This window comes from Cryobacterium sp. RTC2.1, assembly GCF_035018685.1.
Taxonomy (GTDB): domain Bacteria; phylum Actinomycetota; class Actinomycetes; order Actinomycetales; family Microbacteriaceae; genus Cryobacterium; species Cryobacterium glucosi.
Genome location: NZ_JASJXJ010000011.1, coordinates 19,892 through 39,212 on the forward strand (window position 1 = coordinate 19,892; position 19,321 = coordinate 39,212).

Annotated in this window: 22 protein-coding genes; 11 read left to right on the forward strand and 11 right to left on the reverse strand. The window is 67.5% G+C overall.

Annotated elements, in window-relative coordinates; all coding sequences use genetic code 11:
• Window positions 1–150: 150 nt before the first annotated feature.
• The gene (locus QN357_RS02910; protein ID WP_323504458.1) at window positions 151–489 is read right to left on the reverse strand and encodes a transcription initiation protein; all 339 of its coding nucleotides are present in this window, start codon (window positions 487–489) and stop codon (window positions 151–153) included.
• Window positions 486–716 carry a dodecin gene (locus QN357_RS02915; protein ID WP_134445971.1) on the reverse strand — a complete coding sequence of 77 codons (231 nt, stop codon included), beginning with the start codon at window positions 714–716 and terminating at the stop codon, window positions 486–488. Before QN357_RS02915 ends, QN357_RS02910 begins: the two co-directional genes overlap by 4 nt.
• Before the next feature lie 339 nt (window positions 717–1,055).
• Between QN357_RS02915 and QN357_RS02920 the strand changes: the two genes are divergently transcribed.
• Complete coding sequence (locus QN357_RS02920) at window positions 1,056–1,430, forward strand: putative quinol monooxygenase (protein WP_323504461.1); 375 nt, start codon at window positions 1,056–1,058, stop codon at window positions 1,428–1,430.
• 137 nt (window positions 1,431–1,567) lie between these two features.
• Here QN357_RS02920 and QN357_RS02925 read toward each other — a convergent pair whose 3' ends face one another.
• Window positions 1,568–2,401: an alpha/beta hydrolase gene (locus QN357_RS02925; RefSeq protein WP_323504463.1), complete on the reverse strand. Its 834-nt coding sequence runs from the start codon at window positions 2,399–2,401 to the stop codon at window positions 1,568–1,570.
• Window positions 2,402–2,604: 203 nt separating this feature from the next.
• Between QN357_RS02925 and QN357_RS02930 the strand changes: the two genes are divergently transcribed.
• A complete protein-coding gene (locus QN357_RS02930) occupies window positions 2,605–3,195 on the forward strand; it encodes a TetR/AcrR family transcriptional regulator (RefSeq protein WP_322137735.1) in 591 nt (196 codons plus the stop codon).
• 40 nt (window positions 3,196–3,235) lie between these two features.
• On the opposite strand, the gene QN357_RS02935 is transcribed toward QN357_RS02930, so the two are convergent.
• Window positions 3,236–3,646, reverse strand: a complete 411-nt coding sequence (locus QN357_RS02935) for a DUF2256 and DUF3253 domain-containing protein (RefSeq protein ID WP_323504465.1) — start codon at window positions 3,644–3,646, stop codon at window positions 3,236–3,238.
• A gap of 106 nt (window positions 3,647–3,752) precedes the next feature.
• Between QN357_RS02935 and QN357_RS02940 the strand changes: the two genes are divergently transcribed.
• Window positions 3,753–4,619: a DUF429 domain-containing protein gene (locus tag QN357_RS02940; RefSeq protein ID WP_323504467.1), complete on the forward strand. Its 867-nt coding sequence runs from the start codon at window positions 3,753–3,755 to the stop codon at window positions 4,617–4,619.
• Between the two features lie 142 nt (window positions 4,620–4,761).
• Here the strand turns inward: QN357_RS02940 and QN357_RS02945 are convergent, their stop codons facing one another.
• Window positions 4,762–5,379, reverse strand: a complete 618-nt coding sequence (locus tag QN357_RS02945) for an NADPH-dependent F420 reductase (RefSeq protein ID WP_323504469.1) — start codon at window positions 5,377–5,379, stop codon at window positions 4,762–4,764.
• Window positions 5,380–5,503: 124 nt separating this feature from the next.
• On the opposite strand from QN357_RS02945, the gene QN357_RS02950 reads away from it, so the two are divergent.
• Window positions 5,504–6,079, forward strand: a complete 576-nt coding sequence (locus QN357_RS02950; protein WP_323504471.1) for a TetR/AcrR family transcriptional regulator — start codon at window positions 5,504–5,506, stop codon at window positions 6,077–6,079.
• Between the two features lie 57 nt (window positions 6,080–6,136).
• On the opposite strand, the gene QN357_RS02955 is transcribed toward QN357_RS02950, so the two are convergent.
• Window positions 6,137–7,159, reverse strand: a complete 1,023-nt coding sequence (locus tag QN357_RS02955; RefSeq protein ID WP_323504473.1) for a helix-turn-helix transcriptional regulator — start codon at window positions 7,157–7,159, stop codon at window positions 6,137–6,139.
• A 100-nt stretch (window positions 7,160–7,259) separates the two neighbouring features.
• Here QN357_RS02955 and QN357_RS02960 point away from each other — a divergent pair, with 100 nt between their 5' ends.
• Window positions 7,260–7,733 carry a VOC family protein gene (locus tag QN357_RS02960; RefSeq protein WP_323504475.1) on the forward strand — a complete coding sequence of 158 codons (474 nt, stop codon included), beginning with the start codon at window positions 7,260–7,262 and terminating at the stop codon, window positions 7,731–7,733.
• Between the two features lie 43 nt (window positions 7,734–7,776).
• Here the strand turns inward: QN357_RS02960 and QN357_RS02965 are convergent, their stop codons facing one another.
• Together QN357_RS02965 and QN357_RS02970 are read right to left on the reverse strand one after the other, a co-directional pair.
• Window positions 7,777–9,252, reverse strand: a complete 1,476-nt coding sequence (locus QN357_RS02965) for an MFS transporter (RefSeq protein WP_323504477.1) — start codon at window positions 9,250–9,252, stop codon at window positions 7,777–7,779.
• Between the two features lie 128 nt (window positions 9,253–9,380).
• Window positions 9,381–9,914 carry a hypothetical protein gene (locus QN357_RS02970; protein ID WP_323504479.1) on the reverse strand — a complete coding sequence of 178 codons (534 nt, stop codon included), beginning with the start codon at window positions 9,912–9,914 and terminating at the stop codon, window positions 9,381–9,383.
• Between the two features lie 135 nt (window positions 9,915–10,049).
• On the opposite strand from QN357_RS02970, the gene QN357_RS02975 reads away from it, so the two are divergent.
• Window positions 10,050–10,424 (forward strand): YccF domain-containing protein, encoded by a 375-nt coding sequence (locus QN357_RS02975; RefSeq protein WP_323504481.1) that lies wholly within the window; start codon window positions 10,050–10,052, stop codon window positions 10,422–10,424.
• A 60-nt stretch (window positions 10,425–10,484) separates the two neighbouring features.
• Here the strand turns inward: QN357_RS02975 and QN357_RS02980 are convergent, their stop codons facing one another.
• Both QN357_RS02980 and QN357_RS02985 read right to left on the reverse strand, forming a co-directional pair.
• On the reverse strand, window positions 10,485–10,868 hold the full coding sequence (locus QN357_RS02980) for a PH domain-containing protein (protein ID WP_323504484.1): 384 nt from the start codon (window positions 10,866–10,868) through the stop codon (window positions 10,485–10,487).
• A 54-nt stretch (window positions 10,869–10,922) separates the two neighbouring features.
• Window positions 10,923–11,132 (reverse strand): hypothetical protein, encoded by a 210-nt coding sequence (locus QN357_RS02985; RefSeq protein WP_323504486.1) that lies wholly within the window; start codon window positions 11,130–11,132, stop codon window positions 10,923–10,925.
• A gap of 38 nt (window positions 11,133–11,170) precedes the next feature.
• Between QN357_RS02985 and QN357_RS02990 the strand changes: the two genes are divergently transcribed.
• A complete protein-coding gene (locus tag QN357_RS02990) occupies window positions 11,171–13,267 on the forward strand; it encodes a nuclease-related domain-containing DEAD/DEAH box helicase (protein WP_323504489.1) in 2,097 nt (698 codons plus the stop codon).
• Between the two features lie 174 nt (window positions 13,268–13,441).
• Window positions 13,442–14,323 carry an HNH endonuclease gene (locus QN357_RS02995; protein ID WP_323504491.1) on the forward strand — a complete coding sequence of 294 codons (882 nt, stop codon included), beginning with the start codon at window positions 13,442–13,444 and terminating at the stop codon, window positions 14,321–14,323.
• Between the two features lie 2 nt (window positions 14,324–14,325).
• Here QN357_RS02995 and QN357_RS03000 read toward each other — a convergent pair whose 3' ends face one another.
• On the reverse strand, window positions 14,326–14,856 hold the full coding sequence (locus QN357_RS03000; RefSeq protein ID WP_323504493.1) for a DUF6998 domain-containing protein: 531 nt from the start codon (window positions 14,854–14,856) through the stop codon (window positions 14,326–14,328).
• A gap of 180 nt (window positions 14,857–15,036) precedes the next feature.
• Between QN357_RS03000 and QN357_RS03005 the strand changes: the two genes are divergently transcribed.
• The 3 genes from QN357_RS03005 to QN357_RS03015 form a co-directional block, all read left to right on the forward strand.
• Window positions 15,037–15,825 (forward strand): N-formylglutamate amidohydrolase, encoded by a 789-nt coding sequence (locus QN357_RS03005; protein WP_323504495.1) that lies wholly within the window; start codon window positions 15,037–15,039, stop codon window positions 15,823–15,825.
• 190 nt (window positions 15,826–16,015) lie between these two features.
• Entirely contained in the window at window positions 16,016–16,501 is a 486-nt protein-coding gene (locus QN357_RS03010; protein ID WP_323504497.1) for a DUF2510 domain-containing protein, read from the forward strand.
• A 428-nt stretch (window positions 16,502–16,929) separates the two neighbouring features.
• Window positions 16,930–19,321, forward strand: a 2,392-nt coding sequence (locus QN357_RS03015) for a DUF4011 domain-containing protein (protein ID WP_323504499.1), incomplete at its 3' end; no start/stop codon positions are given.

Here is a 19,321-nt window from a genome sequence, read left to right on the forward strand (position 1 = left end):
CCTCGCGTCGTGTACCGTGTCACACCCGGTTGCTTGTTATGCCAACTACAAGGTAACACACGTTACCGGCGCGAGCGGATGCCGGCCGACAACTGGGTCTCGACGCCCGGTCGATGCCGCCACTCCCGCCGACCTCGAGGCCCGGCGCCCCTAGCTCTCCGGGTCGTACCCGAACTCGCGGAGTTCCTGCGCGCACCGGCAGGCCACCGCGATCCTCCGCGCCCACTCGACCGCATCCTCCCGGGTCGGCAGCTCCAGCACGGTGAACCCGCCCGTGAGGTCCGAGCCCGGATAGAGCTCAGCGCTCGCCGACCCATCGGCGGCAACGAGCACCGGAGCGACGCCCTCGTCGATCCCCCCGCCGAAGACCCAGACGCCGGCGGCCTTCGCCTCCGCGACGACGGCATGGGAGTCGGCGACAACGACCGGGAACTCCTCATCCGTGACTACCATCGCGTCGCTCGGGAAGGAGATGAGGTACTTGGTCATGAATCGGCGACCTCATCGGCGTCGTCCAGCCGGAAGCCGACCTTGAGCGTCACCTGGAAGTGGTGGATCACGCCGTCCTCCACATGCCCGCGGGTGCCCACCACCTCGAACCAGTCCACGTTGCGCAGCGTGCGGGTCGCGCGCTCGAGTCCGCTGCGGATGGCCGCATCCGTTCCGTCCGGCGACGTCCCGACAATCTCCGTGACGCGGTACGTGTGATTCGTCATCGCTTGTTCCCTCCACCTTCGTGCCGAACCCGCGGCGTCCTCGCCTCAGGTTCTCCGACCATAGCCCGCGAGCAACGAGCCTTCAACGGCGTGGCCACGGGCATCCCCCGACGCCACCGCGAACGCACCCGACCCACACCACGCCCGCCCAGCACAGACCACGAGCGCCGCGTCGTGCGGAGCATCGGCCCGGGTGTTCAGATACTCGACACTCTCCGCGACCGGCTGTTCGTGCGCTCTAGCATCGGTCTCGATAGTTCGGACCAAGGCGTGACGGGTTGTTCTGGCGCCCAGACCGCAGCGGATCCACCGAGTGAGGTATCGAGAGAGGCAACGACCATGCGCGAAGAAATCTACTGGCTAGTGACCTGCGACGTGAAGCCGGGCAAGTTCCAGGACTTCACCGAAGCAATCGAGCCGCTCGTGGCAGCGACGAAGGCCGAAGAGGGCTCGCTCATCTACGACTACAGCGTCAACGACGACGAGACCGTGGTGCACATTCTTGAAATGTATCGAGACTCAGAGGCTGTCGTCAGCCACGTCACGACGGTCTTCCCCCAGTTCGCCGAGCGCTTCCTCGACGGCGTCGACATCACGGGCTTCGTCGTGTTCGGCACACCGGATGCCGCGGCGAAGGAAATCCTCGACGGCTTCGGCTCGACCTACCTGCGTCCCTTCTCGGGTTTCACGCGCAAGGAGTCGCTCGTCAGCTAGCCACGGGTCATGGCCTTCGCCAGTGACTCCCGGCAGAATGGAGGCGAGATGAGCGACTCCCACGCCGACTCTTACCGCGTCCTCACCTCCGGCACCTACGGGCACCGCGCCCATGAGTCCACCGGAGAGAGCCCGACCTAGGCGCGGGCCAGGGTCTTCACGAATCCGAGAATGGCCGCCGCGGTGATGTCCGGCTGCTGGGACTGGGGGTAGTGGCCGGCGTCGGCGACCATCACGACCGAGCCGTGAAGGGCATCCGCTACGAAACGCGCCTCGGCGGCCGGGTCCTTGAAGTCGGGGTCCTTGTCGCCCATGATGACAAGCGTGGGGGCGGTCACCGCGCTGAGCTTCGCCTCGGAGGGATCGTGGGTGGTCTGCTGAGTGGTGAGCGAGAAGGCCTTGCCGTACGCCGGGCGCTTCAGGCTGGCCACGACCGCCGTGCGGTACTCCGCGAAGTCGTCGGGCTTGCGACCGGCGTAGAGGGTGGGCAGGTAGCTCTTCCACATCGGCGCGATCCAGAGCGGGGCCATCATCACGCGGAACAGCCCGCGGGTGAACACGTTCGACGGCGGGTTCCGCACGAACGGGCCGACCAGAACCAGACCGTCGACCTGGGAGGGATGCTCCGCGGCGACGATCACGGCGGCTCCGGCGGCCAGGGAGTTGCCGACGATGACCGCCGGCCGGCCGAGCTGCGTGATCAGGGCCTGGATGTCGCCGGCGGTCGCGACGTCGCCGTAGGACGAGAAGGTGGTGTCGCTGTCGCCGTGCCCGCGGAGGTCGGTGGTCGCCACCGAGTAGCCGGCGGCGACGAGCGCGGGGGCCAGGAAGCGATAGGAGGACCGCAGCTCGCCCATGCCGGGCACGAGCACGAGAAGCGGTCCGGCGCCCTGAAGGTCATAGGCGATGCGCCCCTCGGGGCGGGCGAGGTACTGGGTTGCTGCGGCCGAAGCGTCAGTTGAGGAGGTCATGCAGCTACTATGCATCCCCTTTTGGCTAGTGGCAATAGCCAAATCAAACTAGCGGATGCTGCACGCAGGCCGGTCAGGCCGGCTCGCCTTCGCGCCGGTTTGGCTATTGACACTAGCCAGAAAGAAGGTCATCCTTAGCCCCATGGAAACAGCATCCGCTATCGCTCGACGACTGGTCAGCGCCACGGCTGGAGCACGGACCCGTGCCTAGGGTCGGGCTCACCCGCGACCGGGTGGCGGAGGAGGCGGCCGTGATGGCCGACGAAGTCGGCCTCAACTCGCTCACCCTCGCCGCACTGGCCGTGCGCCTCGGCGTTCGCCAGCCCTCGCTCTATAAGCACATCGATTCGATGGCCGGCCTCCACCGCGACATCGCCGTGCACGCGAAGCGCGACATGGGCGAGGTGCTTGCGCGGGCATCCGTCGGTCGCTCCGGTGCGGATGCCATTTCGGCCATGTCGCACGCCTACCGCCAGTGGGCGCTGCAGCACCCCGCGCGGTATGAGGCCGCCAACCGGATGCCCGCCCCGGGCGACCTCGAGGACGAAGCCGTGTCGCTCGCGATCGTTCAGCTGATCAGCGACGTGCTCACGGCGTACCACCTCGAGGGCGACGACGCGATCGACGCGATCCGCGCCTTCCGTTCCACCCTGCACGGGTTCATCTCGTTCGAAACCGGCGGGTCCTTCGCCATGAGCGCAGACATCAACCGGAGCTTCGAACGCCTGATCCACGGCTTCATCGTCGCCCTGACCCAGTGGACGGACACCACCACCCCGCAGCCGAGCCGGTAATCCGTCCTGTCGCCCGGCCCTGACGACCGGCTCGATGCCGCTACCGCGGTCGCCGCAACCGGATCGGACCCTTCGCCGTCGACGGGTCGACCACGACCCCTCCCTGCGTGATCTCCAGTTCGCCCCGGGCGACCATGCGGCGGGCGGCGCGTCGGGCCGGTTCCATGAGCTCACGCCATTCCTCGGCACCGACCGCTTTCGCCGCCTCGGAGGGGCAGATCGTGGCATCCGTCGCCCGCGCCCTGAGCAGGGTTGCGATGGTCTCTTCGAGCCGAAGGTCGGTCGCGGTGACACCGTGTCCCCGGCACGTGGCCGAGCAGTACTTCACGGCGTCCCAGTTGTTCGCCCACTTCGCGCGCCACTGGATGCGCCGGCCGCACGACGCGCACGTCTTGTCCGCCCGGTCACCGGCGGCGTCGGAATCGGCCGGTTTGCGCTGTGGGTGAGCCATGCCTTCTATCCTGCTGGACCGAGGGTCTGGTGCGAATCGCACTCGACCGAATGGGACGAGACAGAGACGAGAATAGGACCCTCATGAACATGGAACCTCCGCGAGCGTGAACTACATCGGCGTCGACCTGGCCTGGGGCGAAGGCACGGCAACCAAAGTCGCCAACGAAACCGGCCTGGCTCTGATCGACCCGTCCGGAACCGTGCTCGACGCCGGCTGGGCCCGCGGCATCGACGCCGTCGCCGCCTGGGTCATCACGCGCTCCGCTCCCGGCGACGTCATCGCGATCGACGCGCCCCTCGTCGTGGCGAATGCCACCGGCATCCGCGAATGCGAACGCGAGGTCGCCCAACGCTACGGCCAGTGGCAGGTCTACGCCAACCCCTCCAACCTCGCCCTCCCGTGGCTCGGCGGCGTCACCCTCCGCACGCGCCTCGAGCAAGCCGGATTCCGGTACACCGACGGCAGCAGGCCACCCCTCCCCGACGAGGTCCAGTTCTTCGAGTGCTACCCGTACACGACCCTGGTGGGCGCGTCCGAACTCGGCTACGAGCTTGAGCGCCCGCGCTACAAACGCTTCAACCCGGCGCTGCCCTCCCCCGCGGCCCGGCGCGATTTCCGCGCCGCCGAATGCGACGACCTCCTGCAGCGGATGCTGCGCCTCACCGGCATCCGCCCGGCTCTCGATCTCCGGTCTCACCCGACCACCGCGGCCCTGCTCGAGCAACCGTCTCCCCTGAAAGACGCCGCATACAAGCACCGTGAGGACCTCCTCGACGCCATCCTCTGCGCGTGGACCGCCGCCCTCTGGGCCCAGTTCGGCAGCGAACGCTGCCAGGTCCTCGGGGCGACCGACGGCCCGGATTCCGAGGGGCGTGTACCGGTCATCATCGCGCCCGCTCGCCCCGAGCAACGCCCCGGCGGGCGGGTGAGTCGCCCCAAGCGTTCAAGAGCCGGCGCCGAGGTGGACTAGCGCCCCCCTGCCAAGGATGCCGCGACTCGGCTTGCCCTGCGCCCGCGCCGGTTTCCGCAGCCCGCGCCCGCCGTTTCGGGCGCGGCGTGCCGGAACGGGCGCGGGCGCCAGCCGCGGCCCAGGCGACGGCTGGCGAGAATCGTCAGAGGGCCCGGGCACCCAATGCGATATCGAAGCCGGCGCCGTTGCGTGCCACGCCCACCAGGAGGATGCCGGCCCATTCCAGGGCGTGCGCCATCTGCAGCCCGCCCGCATCGAGGGGTCGCATGCCCAGGCTCTCCAGGAACTCCGCGACCTGCGCCTTCGCCGCGGCACTGTCGCCGGCGAACAGCAGGTCCACGGGCTTGTCCTCGGCGATGACGCCGCCGAAGATCGTGTTGAAGGCCTTCACGACGTCAGCGCCCTCGGGGGCGGCGGCAGCGATCTGCTCGGACACGGAGTGGCCCGGGGTCGTCACGACTCCCGTTCCATCTGCGTTGAACGGGTTCGTGATGTCCACGAGGATCTTGCCGGCCAGCGTCTCGCCGTAGTGCGTGACAACATCCACTGCGCCGGCGAACAGCACCGCCAGAATGACGATGTCACCCGCCGGTCGTGCGCCGAAGGTGCCGACAATCGCTCCGTTGCCGATCTGCTCAGCGAGCGCCTGCGCCTGGGCGGCGTTGCGGCTCATGATCTCGACGGTGTGGCCGTGCCGGGCCGCCCGGGTGCCGATGGCGGTGGCCATGTTGCCCGAGCCGATGATGGTGATGGTTGTCATGGTGTCTCTTCCAATCGCCGTGCCGATGCTATGTACACCGATCTGCGTACCTAACCTACGGGGCGGATGCGCGGCGCGTCAACCTATGCACACCGATCGGTACCAGCTGGGCTACGCTGGGCGTATGACGGAGTTGGAGAAGGGTCCCCGTGGCCTGCGCAGCGGCCGGGGCGCGCGCGAGCGCCTCCTCAGCGCGTCGCAGCAGCTGTTCCCCGATCAGGGCATCAACTGCACCGGCGTGGACCAGATCTGCGCGGTGGCCGGGGTGTCCAAGCGCACGCTGTACCAGCACTTCGCCGGCAAGGACGAGTTGGTCGCCGAGTACCTGCGCCGCTTCGACCCCGACATCATGCCCGAGATCTTCGACAGCACCGAGCTCACCCCCCGCGAGCGGCTCCTCGCCGTCTTCGACATCCACCCGCCCCTGTGCCCGTTCATCGGGGCGGCGGTCGAAATCCAGGACCCGGGCAATCCAGCCCGCGTCCTCGCCCGCGACCATAAGAAGGCATTTGCGGCGCGGCTCGCCGAAGCGGCCCGGGAGGCCGGCGCCCCTGACCCCGATGGGCTCGGCGAGCAACTGGCGCTGCTCCTGGACGGCGCCTCGGCCCGCGGCCGAGTCCTCGACGCCGACGCCTTCGCCACCGCCGCGGCCATCGCCGTTGTCCTCATCGACAACGCCCTCCCCCTGGCAGCACGCTGAACCCCTGATCCGTCATTTCCCTGACCAGAGCCGGAATCGCCGCAGATCAAGACGGGGCTACTCGCCGCGGTATGTGGCCGTGTTCCGTGCGGCGAGCCGCGCGAAGGCATCCGCCAGTTCCGGCGGGCCGACCACATCGATATCGGTGTCGAAGCGGTTGAGGGACGCGGCGAGGGCGATCCAGGACCAGGATCCGGCGGTGTACCGACACCGATCGGGGCCGAGAGCCTCGACCTCGCCGTCGCCGGCGAACGGGAGAACGGCACGAGCGTCAAGGTGCAGGACGACCGTTCCGGTGCACGGCCACGCATCCGCAAACGCCGATCCCTTGAATCGGGCCGAGACGTAGCCCTTCGCGTCGCCGCCCGGGAGCTCCCGCGGGCCGAATCGGGGGCCGGTCGGGGTGCGCGGGGCGATCAGGTCGGCGCGGAAAATCCGCCAGTCGTCACGCTCGAGGTCCCAGGCGACGAGGTACCACCGGCCGAGGGAGGTGACGAGGTGGTGCGGTTCGACCCGGCGTGGCGGCCTCGGCTCGATGCTGTCGGTGCCGTCGGCGCCGTCAAAGTCCTCGGTGGTGTCGGCGCCCGGCTCCGCGCTCGCGTAGTCGAACCGGAGCACCTCGCGGGCGCGGACCGCCGCGGACAGGGCGATGAGGACATCCGCTGAGGCCTGAACGGCGGGGCCGTCGCCCGGGCGCGGGACGGTCGTGAAGTCGAGGGCGTCCAGGCGGTGGCGCAGCCGGGACGGCATCACCTGCCGCACCGTGGTGAGCGCCCGCAGGGCGGCCTCCTCGATCCCGGCTCCGGCGAGAGTGGCCGCCTGGAGGGCCACGGCGAGCGCGACGACCTGGTCGTCGTCGAAGAGGAGCGGCGGCAGCTCGCTTCCGGCGTCGAGCCGGTAGCCGCCGTCGGGGCCCATGGTCGCCTGGATGCGGTAGCCCAGCTCGCGGAGGCGGTCGACGTCGCGGCGCACCGTGCGGTGGCTAATGTCCAGCCGTTCGGCGAGCAGGGCGCCGGGCCAGTCGCGCCGGGTCTGCAACAGCGACAGCAGATTCAGCAGCCGCGCGGTTGTCGTTGTCATTCCACGATCGTAGTTCGAGTGGAGGACCGAAACTGTCCTAGACGGATGCCAGAGTGACCGTTGTCGGGACCCGCCCGGCACCGTCTCACTAGGAGCAGACATGAGCATCACGACCACCACGCACCTCAACTTCCACGGCAACGCCCGAGCGGCACTCGAGTTCTACCAGTCCGTCTTCGGCGGCCAGGTCACGATCGCCACCTACGGCGACTTCGGGATGCCCCAGGACGCCCCCGGGGCCGCGAACGTCGTCTTCGGCCAGGTCGAGACCGAGGACGGCTTCCGGGTGATGGCGTACGACATCCCCGGCCACGCAGCCGACTCGGACACCGCGGCGAGCGCGGCCGGCTCGACCCGCCGGGAGAACGGCGTCACCCTCACCGACCAGCCGTTCTTCGTCTCCGTCCGGGGTGAGACCCTCGACGAGGTGCAGGGGTACTGGGCCGCGCTCTCGGCCGGGGCGCCCATCGTGGAGCCGCTCGCGGCATCCGCCTGGAGCCCCGGATTCGGCATGCTCACCGACGCGTTCGGCGTGACCTGGATCCTCGACGTGGCCGCCGCATACACCGCCTAATAGGCGGGACGCGACGACCAGGGGCGGGTGACCACGGCAGCTGTCAGAGGATGTCGCGAGCCGGGCGGCTCCGGGCGATTCCGACCAGCACGAGGGCGCCCGCCACAGCCGTGAGGGTGACCCCGGCGACGGTGACGCCGGTTTGGAACGCGGCCGCCTGGTCCGCGCTCCAGTTCGACGCCGAGATGTTGCCAGTGAAGAGCGCCGCGAGGATGGTGCCGGTCACCGCGATCCCGACCCCGGTGGCGACCTGGCTCGACGTGTCGACGAGGGCGGCGCCGATCGTGGTGCGGTTCTTCGGCAGGCCCCGCATGACGTTCGTGCCCGCGACCACGCCCACCACGCGCATCCCCGCGGCGACGAGCACGAGGGAGAGGGCGACCCAGACGTAGCCGAAGCGACTCCCCGCCGCGAAGACGGCGAGGCCGAGCACGACGGCCGCCGCACTCATCCAGGCTGCGCGGTCCATCCCGAACCTGGCTACGAAGGGCCCGACGAGGCGGCCGCCGCCGAGCAGCACGATGACCTGGGGAAGCATGCCGATCGCAGCCAGGGCCGGCGCCCATCCCCAGGCGAACTGGAGCTGCAGGGTCACCATGTAGCTGAGGCCGGAGATCGCGAGGCCCGACGCGGCCTTGTAGGCGAGTCCGCTGGAGACGAGGGGCAGGGCGATGAGCTTCAGGTCCAGAAGGGGGTACCGGGCTGTTCGCTCGCGGACGACGAAGAGGATCCCAGCGATCACGGCCCCGGCAGTTGCCGCCCAGGGGGTCCAGGAACCGGCGCCCTCCCCCACGAACAGCGTCGGAGCCACGAGCGCCAGCACGATTGTGGCGGTGCCGAGAAGGGCTCCCGCGATGTCCAGCGGGTCGCGGTGGAGTTCGGCGGGAAGGTCCCGGGCGATGCCGATCCGGATGCCGATGAACGCGAGCACAGCAATGGGAGCGTTGATCAGCAGCAGCACCTGCCACGGCGCGACGACGAGGATGAAGCCGCCGACGGTCGGGCCGATCGCCAGACCCACCAGCCCGACCGTGGAGATGAGGGTGATCGCCCGGACGCGCAGGTTCTCGTCGTCGAAGAGTCGGAACGCCAGCGCCATCGAGCCCGGGGTGGTCATGGCGGCGGCGATGCCCATGGCGACCCGGACGGCGATGAGCTGTTCGGTCGTCGTGACGAGGGCGGTGGCCAGGCTCGCGAGACCCAGCACCGCCAGGCCGATCAGCATCACCCGTCTGCGGCCGAACCGGTCGGCGATGGCGCTGAACAGCAGCATCAGCCCGCCGAAGACGACCGCATACGCGCCCGTGACCCACTGCAGTGCGGTGGTCGACGCATCCAGTTCACGCCCGATGGTGGGGAGGGCGACGTTGAGTATCGAATTGTCGAGCATCTCGAACAGGAACACCGCGGACAACCCGGCGAGCGCCACTGCGGCGGCCCTCAGGGTCTGCGGGCGGTGGCGACCCGGTGAGACGCGGGAATCATCAGTCGGGTTCGGTAGCTCATTCTGGTTGCTCATATCCATCTCTCCACGTGGGGAGAAGTGGCTGCTCGCTGAGCAACGTATGAGCGCGGGCAGAGCCCCGCGGTTTTACTTCCGGTGCAGCCACACTAGCGAGCTGCGTTCTGGAATGACAACTCGACGCGTCAGCGGTGTCGCCCCGCAGGCCCCGCCTTCCGCCTCGCCGTGCCGAGCTTACGATTCGCGAACGGGCGAGCCCCGAACGTGAGCACAAAGTGGTCGATGAGAGCGGCCTCGACCTCTTCGGGGTCCTCGTCTCCCGTCTCCAGCCAGGCAACGAGCAGCTCAGCGCTACCGGCGAGTTGCCACACGTAGCGGCCGCCCCAGTGCCCCACCTTCTCACCTGCGCCGTGTCGCCGGTACTCGGTCAGGCGCTTCCGCAGACCCCGTTTGCCCTTCGCTCCGGCACCGGCCTTCCCGATATAGAGCACGGATGCCGCGTCGAGCCACGCCTCCGTCAGGAGCGCATTCGACACGGTCGGGTTCCGTTCCTTGAACCTCCCGGCTGGGCTCGTCTCGAGGAAGTCCGGGCCCCGGTCGTCGGCACGGAGGACCAGGTATACGCCCAGCGCTGAGGGCAGGGTCGAAGCGGCCAGATCCGCGAAGGGCACGAAGCCCGTGAAGCCTGCGTTTTCGAGCCCGAGTCGTGTCCAGTCCATCTCGCCAGTCTGGCGCATGGGTCACCGACCGCCCGCCGGGAGTGGCCTGGCCGCCGGCACGCCCGCTCGTCGCAGCCCCGAAACAGCCGAGCTCCCCGGCGAATGAGACGCGCGACCTGAGAGACTGGAACCATCATGAGGACTCTCCTGAACATCATCTGGTTCGTACTCTCGGGCTTCTGGCTGTTCCTCGGCTACATGCTGGCCGCGCTCATCATGTGCGTGCTCATCATCACCATCCCCTGGGGAATCGCCGCCGCCCGCATCGGCGTCTACGCGCTCTGGCCGTTCGGCAAGACCGTCGTCGCCACGCCGAACGCGGGTCTCGGGTCGCTCCTCGGCAACGTGCTCTGGGTGGTGCTGGTCGGCTGGTGGATCGCCCTGACCCACCTCACCACCGGCATCGCGCTCTGCATCACGATCATCGGCATCCCGATGGGCATCGCCAACTTCAAACTCATCCCGGTCGCTCTCCTGCCGCTCGGCAAGGAGATCGTCGACCTGCCGTAGGCGTTCTCCGACCCAGGCAGACCCTGCGGCCACCGCAGGCAGATGTACGGCATCTGACGCTTAGACGGTGGCCAGCTCAGCTCCGAGCACGGCGTGGGTGATGAGGCGGTCAAGCGCTCGCACATCGACGGCCTTGCCGACCTTGATCTTGATGTGACCGGCGCGCGTCCACAGTTCAATCTCCCCGTTGATGTCGAGCGAGCCGGCATTCTCCGACGACCACATGTTCACGCTCGAATACGGCAGCGAGTACATCTCGACCTTCTTGCCCGTGATTCCCTGGGCATCTCGCACGATGAGCCGCTTCGTAGTGAAAACGGCGCTGTCGCGGAACGTCTTGTAGGCTGCAACCGCCTTCTCCCCCGGAACTAGCATGGGCTCCAGGTCGGCCGGGATCGGGACCTCAGAAACGAAGGTCCAGGTCGTGATGGCGGCAGTTTCCATGGTCATCCTTTGGGTCAAGTTTCACCTCATCGAAACGGATGTGGCATCGACACTCTATTGCCCGCTCACCGCGAGCTGCGCCTCGCCGCCGATCGCCCGCAACGCGTCGCCGAGGCGCAGCCACTCCACCGAGATAACGTGCAGCACCTGCGCGACGACTACGCTCGCGACCTCGGCTTGGGCTGCCGCCGTGTGCGCGAGGTCGGCGCGGCGCGGCGGCACCCCCGGTTCCGCGGCACGAGCGGGCGCCCCGACCAAGGACATGGCGGTAAGCTCAGGCAGAATAGGGGCTCGGGGGGAGCATGTCCGCAGGCGGATCAGCATGGAGTGAAGCGACGCGTCAACTGGCGCTCTCTGAAGCGCACGCACTCGCCGCTGCATCCTCACGGACCAAGGCCGCCAACTACTTTGCCGCCGCCGACAGCGAAAAACGCATCGCCCACGTTCTCGCCCCCCTCGCCGCGGCTGGCTACCACTTCCTGCCCGATCGTCAGTGGCCCGGCAGCCGGCGCGCTCAGGTCGACATGGTCATCGTCGGGCCGGGCGGCCTGTTCATCGTGGACACCAAGGCATGGAAAGACCCGATCATCGCCGCGGGCCGGATATTCCGCGGGCAAGCAGACGTCACCGACGAGTTCGACGGTCTGGCCGACCTCGCCTGGAAGACGGAGGCCGCTCTGGCCGAGATCGGCCTCGCCCCGGGCGAGGTGCGACCCGTGGTTGTTTTCGCCGGACACAAGGGCGTCAACGCGTCGATCGGAGGCGTCGAGATTGTCGGTGAAGGTGACATCGTGCGTCACATCGCCCGCCGCGGGCAGCGACTCACCGCGTCCGCCGTCGAGCAGGTGTTGGCCGCCGCGATGACGTACTTTCCTTTGATCGGCGCGCCGGCACCGGTCGATGTGACCCTGCCCGAACCGATCATCGGCCCAGAACCGGCTCTCGATCTGGACCATCTCCCGAGCGAGAGCGACATCGAGGCCGCGATCCTCGAGGGACTCCTTGCCCCTCCCATCGAGGAGTGGATGACGTTCCTGCATCCCGACCAGGCTAAGTTGGTGCGCCGCAGTTTCAACGGGCCCTCTCGCATCCGTGGGGCTGCCGGCACCGGCAAGACCGTCGTGGGGCTGCACCGTGCCGCGTACCTGGCACGGTCGCAGGCGAACGCCCGCGTGCTCGTGACCACCTTCGTGCGCACGCTGCCCGATGTTTTGAGCAACCTGCTCGGCCGCATGGCCCCGGATGTCGCGGGTCGCGTGGAGTTCAGCGGCGTGCACCAATTCGCCCGCAAAGTGCTCGCGGAGCGTGGCATCGACGTGCGCGTCAACCGCAAGCTGGCCGATCAGTCCTTCGCCGAAGCCTGGAAGCAGACCTGTGGCCCGCTGACGAAAATAGACACGAACTCCCGTTTCTGGCGGGAGGAGCTCGATCACGTGATCAAGGGCCGCGGTCTCACCACTTTCGACGAGTACGCCGACTGTGCCCGCATCGGCCGGCGGCGCCGCCTCACGCTCGACCAGCGCCGCTCGGTCTGGGCGCTCTACCAGCGTTACGAATCGCTGCTGCGCACTCGCGAGGTGCACGACGATGCTGACCTGATCCTGCTCGCCGAAGCGGCTCTGCGCGCCAAACCGATGGTCGGGTACACCGCCGTCATCGTCGATGAGGCTCAGGACCTGTCATGCGCGATGATCCGCATGCTCGCCTCCGTGGCCGGTGACGGTGCGGATGCCTTCACCCTGATCGGAGACGGCCAACAGACCATCTACCCCGGCGGGTACACCCTCGCCGAGGCCGGCCTCTCTGTCGCCGGCCGCGGAGTCATCATGGACGTGAACTACCGCAACACCGCCGAGATCCTCGCCCTGGCGGTCCGCGTCGTCGACGGTGCCAGCTACGTCGACATCGAAGGCACCGCAGCCAGCGCCGCCGCGATCACCTCGCCGCGACACGGCGAACGTCCCCTCTTCGCCCGGGCGCGCACCCGAACCGAGCACGACGGCAAAATGCTGCAGCACATACGCCGGGCCGCACAGAGCGTGAGCGTGGGCTGGGGTGACGTGGGTGTGCTTTGCTCAACTAACTGGCAGGTGCGTGACGCGGTGACGCTGCTCCGCACCGCGGGAATTCCCGTGGTCGAACTGACCGATTACGACGGTAGCCCCACGGATGCCGTGAAGGTCGGCACGATTAAGCGCGCCAAAGGGCTGGAGTTCAAGCAGGTGCTGCTGCCTTGGATCACCGAACGCCTAATGTTCCCGGGCGTCATCGGAGCGGGGTGGACCGATTCCCAGATCGAACGCGACGAGCGCGACCGCCGCGAACTCTTCGTCGGTATCACCCGAGCTCGCGATGGCGTGTGGGTCGGTTGCATAGCGGCGCAGCCACCTTCTGCGTGAACGCCCCGGCTCGCCTGACAGGATTGCTGCAGAACAATGCGCCCGAATCACGTCGGTACCCTCCGTGCAGAGCAACACCAACAGGTAGCGCACAAGAATATTGAAGTACTGGGGCACGTCGAACGACCCGTCTAGGCCGTTCAAGACCGTGACCGGTGCTGCTAGACATAGATCATGTACTCTCCCGAGGAACAACTGATCATCCGCGAAGACGTGTTTCGTTGGCTAGATGAAAAAGTGGGACAGGGCGCATACGAGCTCACCCGGGACGAGTTGACCGGGTACCACTTCGGCGTTACCCCAATTCCACTTCTGGACCGTGGCCGGGGCATCCGAAATCCGCGTGACTTTGACGCCACCCTGACGATCATGACGGGCGTCAAAGGCGTCTATGACGACGTCACCAGCCCGGACGGTTTCGTGCACTACGCCTACCAATCGCGAGAGGGAGGTGACAACGTGAAACTTAGACGAGCGCTCGATCAGCGAGTACCACTGGTGTATTTCGAGGGAGTACGCCCCGGCGTATTCGTCGCACACTACCCCGCATATGTCGTCGCTGACGATGAGGTCAATCGCACATTCCTGATTGCGCTTGAAGAGTCGATGCGCTTCTTCGGCGACCCTTTGCATATGACGAGGGACGAGCGACGGTATGCCGAACGAGCGGTGCGCCAGAGACTTCATCAACCCGCGTTTCGTGCCCGTATCATGCACGCGTATGCCAGTACGTGCGCGGTGTGTCAGCTCAAGCATGCAGAGCTACTTGACGCTGCTCACATTGTTGAAGATTCCGATATCGCGGGCCTCGCCGTGGTGACCAACGGGATGGCGCTCTGCAAGATCCACCATGCCTCCTACGATCGCAATCTGATGGGCATCACCCCCGACTATGAGGTGAGGATCAATGGTGCACTGCTTGATGAGGTAGACGGTCCGATGCTCCGATACGGGCTACAGAACATGCATGGGAGGTCATTGGTGCTGCCGGGCCGCGCCAAAGATCGGCCGTCGCGGGACGGATTGGCACTCCGCTGGGAGAAGTTCGTTGCCTGAGATCATTCTGCGAGCGAAACCGGCAGGTCCAACGACTCGAGGGCGTTCTGGAGCCTAGTGGTGACATCGATACAATCGCTCAGGGCCGCGAGACCCATAAGTGAAAGCGTGACTATCTCGCCGTTAACCCATGAGGCCTTGCCCGCCCTCGCGCTCACAACCTCAGACGGCACTTCGAAAGCCCCGAGAACCCCATAGGATTCCGCCGCAATCACAACGAACACTGCTGCGTCGAAGTCCCAGGAACGGAAGACGGAGAACTGTATGGGTTTCGACAGCGCACTCGCGGCTATCACTCGGGACTTCACCTGCAGAAGACGGCCATCAGCAGCCCGCACATCCCAGCTCTTTTCACTATTCGGCGCCAATTCACCCCGGTAGGCGCGGGCAGTAAGAGTCTCCGCCAAATCGCCTGCGGGGGCATTGAGAGTGCGAATGACACCTCGGGCGCGCAGCTCACCGAGAATGCCCGCATACTGCTGGAGAAGCTCCTGTGAGGTGAGATTTGACGCGTGAAACTCGTCCCGATTCATGGTTTCCAATTTAGGTCTTTGAGAGTCCTTCGACGACGAGTAATGAGCGGTGTCACCTCTCGCTGGGGTCCCAGGCCGGACAGTGCGCGATGCAGATGAGGAGGAGGAATCCCGAATGTCACTGGCGCCTGAGACCCTAAATTGCTTCCGACCGGGAGCGCCATGACCTGGAGGCACGCGATGACCGCCCATAGCGAAACCGCACTGTTTCGCCTGATCGACAATTCGGCGACGTCACCGGTGATCCTGCACGCACCCCACGGCGGGCGGTCCATCCCTGCGGAATACCTGCACTCCTACGTCATCTCCCCGGCCGAGCTGGAGGCGGAGAAAGACATCATGACCGACCACTTCACGGAGGTTCTGGCCGAGTCGGTCACCGGTGCGAGCGCGATGATCAACGGGCTGTCCCGATTCGCCGTCGACGTGGAGAGGTTCCCCGACGACAGCGAAGAGCTGAACGCGGTGGGCATGGGCGTGCTCTACACGCACGGGTCCCGCCGCCAGTTGATTCGCCGCGTGGCCGCCGATGAACGAGAGCCGCTGCTCGCCTACTACGCCGACTACTCGGCCCGCTTCACCGCGCTCGTCGACGCCACGCTGGCCGTCCACGGCCGGGCCGTGATCATCGACGTGCATTCCTACTCCGAGCATGAACTGCCCTACGAACTGCACGGCGGCGGGTTTCGCGCACCGCTCTGCGTCGGATCGGAACCGTTCCACGCATCCGTCGCCCTGCTCGACGCTGTTGCCGAGAGCTTCTCCGGCCTCGAGACGCGGGCGAACACGCCCTTCGCCGGCGCCTATGTGCCGCTCAAGCATCACCAAACGAATGCGCGGGTCAGCTCCGTCATGCTCGAGATCCGTCGAGACGTGTACCTGACCGAGGCCACCCTGGAGGTGAAGCCGGCGGGCTTCGCCGCCCTGCAGGAATCGCTGCAGGCTCTGGTTGACCGGCTGCGTTTCTAAGCTAGGTTGGGCCACGCGGTGCCCTGCACTCGACGCGTGCTGCAGCACTCGACCCCACTGCGGGGGGAAATTAGGCCAGACAAGCCAGCCACATTCCGCTGGTCTTCTTTGACCTGATAGGCATGAACCGTGTACCGAATCTCTGCCGGTGAGCCGGTCTAGTCGTTACACCTATTCGCAAGGAGACACCGTGACCGCGCCTGAAGCCGGATGGTACAACGACCCCAACGACACCCAGCGATTGCGATGGTGGAACGGTGTCAGCTGGTCAGACCAACGTCGCGACCGGATGCCGACCCCCGTTCCCCAGCCCGCTCCGGCAGAGGCACCAGCCCCGCCCATTGTGTACGCACCGGCGCCATACGTGCCGATGGCCAACCGCGGCCAGGGTGGCGGCACCCAGTTTCAATCACAGCCGAATCGGAAGGAGAGAGATCGCATCGTCCGGCGAACCAATTCGTTCGCGTACACGGGCGCGGTCCTGTCCCTTGTCGGCATGCTCATCAACCCGTTCGGCATCCTCAGCATCCTTGGAATCGTGTTCTCCTCGATCGGCCTGGCGCGAGCGAACGAATTGGGCGGTTCCAGTCGAATCACGGGCCGGGGTACGGCGGTCCTCGGGCTTGTCGTGGGCATTGTCGGCATTACCTTCATCGCCTACCGATTGATCAGTTAGACACCTGCGTCAACGAAAGCTCAGGCGCGCTGTGCGCAGAGGACGTCGGCGAGCGTCCTGCCGAGTTGCTGCGCCGACTCGTCGTTTCCGCCGTTCCACTACGGCATGGCTGCTCATAACTCCTTCAAATTCTGCGGCACGCCGGCCGGAACCGCATGTTTCAGGGAGCGGCCTCCCTGCGCCACAAGAATTTGCAGGAGTTATGCCACACCGAGAGACTTGAGCGCCTCAGGGGAGGCCATCTGCCATCGCTGGGACTGCGTAGCTCGCGTTGGACAGCGATACCCGCCGGAGTGGGCTACCTCGATGGGTAAATCCGCCCGGCGGCGGCAGTGTCAGACCCACCCCCTACAATCGGGGGCAGCGCTTCGACGTGATCCGGCGGCTGTCGGGGTCGCCGTGACGCCTCGCTGCACGAAGGGGAATCCGTGGACCAGATTGACTCTGAGACCGAAGGTGCTGAAGCCGCTGCCGCCGTGACCGCAGGTGCCCCGGCTGCCGCAGCCGCCGCATCCGCCCGCATCGGGATCAGCTCGGTGCCGTTCCTCTCCTATGCGATGGCGCATTGCCGAGTGCCGGTCGTCGACGAGATCGTGATCGAGAACCTCGGCGGCGAACAGCGCGCCGCAACCCTCGAGGTCGAGGTCGCGAGTGCCGCCGGGTCGCTCGGCGCCCCGCGGGTGATCATCGTCGACCTCGGCGCGGGACAGAGCACCACCCTGCGCACCGTCGAACTCGTGCTCGACCCGGCCCTGATGCTCGCCGTCGAGGAGCAGCGACCGGGGTCGATCCGCGCCACCTTGCGCGACGCCGCCGGCACCCTGCTCGCCGAGACGAGTGCGGCGGTGCAGATCCTCGCGTCCAGCCAGTGGATCGCCACTCCCCTGCACCTCGGCCTCGAACTCCTCGCCGCGCATGTGCACCCGAACGCCGCCGCGATCGCCCCGCTGCTCGTCGAGGCGAGCGACCTGCTGCAGCAGCGCACCGGCGACTCCGCGCTCAGCGGCTACCAGTCCGAGAGCCCGGAACGGGTCGACGCCGTGGTCGAGGCGATCTACGACGCGATGGCCGCCCGGGACATCCGCTACGCGATGCCGCCGGCGAGCTGGGGCACGACCGGGCAGAAGGTGCGCACGCCCGCCGAGGTGCTCGAGGGCCGGCTCGGCACCTGCCTCGACACCACCGTCACCCTCGCCGCCGCCCTCGAACAGGCCGGCCTCAACTCCACGCTCTGGCTGCTCGAGGGGCACATTTTCCTCGGCTACTGGCGGGTCGACTCGGCGCTCGGTGCGGTCGCCCACACGGATGTCGCCGACATCGTCAACCTCGTCGACCTCGGGTCGATCGGGCTCGTTGAAACGACGGGTGTCACGGGCGGGTCGTCGTCGATGCCGTTCGCCCATGCGCGGCGGAGCCCGCACACGCAGTACCTCGCCGCGGGACTGGAGAAGTTCCTGGGCGTGACCGACGTGCGCACCGCCCGGCAGTCGCGGATCTGGCCGCTGCCGAGCCGCTCGGTCGGACCGGACGGCGCGGTCACCGTGACGGTGTACCAGGCGGGGGCCGGGCCGGTCATCGCGCCGTACTACGCGCGGGACGGGTCTGCCGTATCTTCTGCCGTTCCCGAGGCGACGCCGGTGCCGCCGCGGGTCACCCAGTGGAAGAACGCGCTGCTCGACCTGAGCCTGCGCAACAAGCTGATCAACTACACCGACCGGTCGGGCTACCCGCTCTTCGTGCCCGGGCCGGCCGTCGCCCGCCTCGAAGACGCCATCAACGCCGGCACACCGATCACCCTCGTGCCGAGCGACGCGGTGCCGAACGTGGACCGGGCCCGGGGCATCCGCTTCGGTCGCGACCTGCCCGAGCAGACCCGCGAGCTGATGCTCGCCGACAAGAAGGGCGCGTTCGTGGATATCACGGAGGCGTCGTACACGAGCAAGCTGCGCTACCTCGCCAACAAGGCCCGCACGATCGTGGAGGAGACCGGCGCGAACAACCTCTACCTCACCTTCGGGATGCTGCACTGGAGGTTCAACGACCGGGAGCTGCGGTCGCCGCTCGTGCTGATCCCGGTGAACATGACGAGCGCGAGCCGCGGAAGCTCGTACCGGCTGACGATCGACGAGGCCGGGGCGTCCACGCCGAACTACTGCCTGCTCGAGAAGCTGCGGGCGAGCTTCGGGCTCGAGATCGCCGGGCTCGCGACCCCCGGGGAGGATGCCTCGGGCATCGACCTCGCCGCAGCGTTCACCGCCGTGCGCGAGGCGATCGCGGAGGCCGGGCTGCCGTTCCGGGTCGAGGAGACCGTGGAGCTCTCCATTCTGCAGTTCGCGAAATTCCGGCTCTGGAAGGACCTCGACGAGAACTGGGAGGCCCTGTCGCAGAACAGCCTCGTGGCGCACCTGATCAACACGCCGCTGGATGCCTATGCCGACCCGATCGCCGCGGCGGGCGCCGTCGTCTCGCCCGTCTCGCCCGTCGACCTCGATGCGCTCGGCGGCTCGGTGCCGGTGCCGGCGGACTCCTCCCAGCTCGAGGCGGTCGCCGAGGCCACGGCCGGCCGCACGTTCGTGCTCGAAGGCCCGCCCGGAACCGGCAAGTCGCAGACCATCACCAACCTGCTCGCCCGCGCCCTCGCCGACGGCAAGCGCGTGCTGTTCGTCGCCGAGAAGCGCGCCGCCCTCGACGTCGTGAAGAAACGCCTCGAGAGCGTCGGACTCGGCGACTTCTCCCTCGACCTCCACGACAAGGCCGCCCGCCCCGCCGCCGTGCGCGCCCAGATCAAGGCGGCCCTCGAACTGCGCATCGACCCCGACC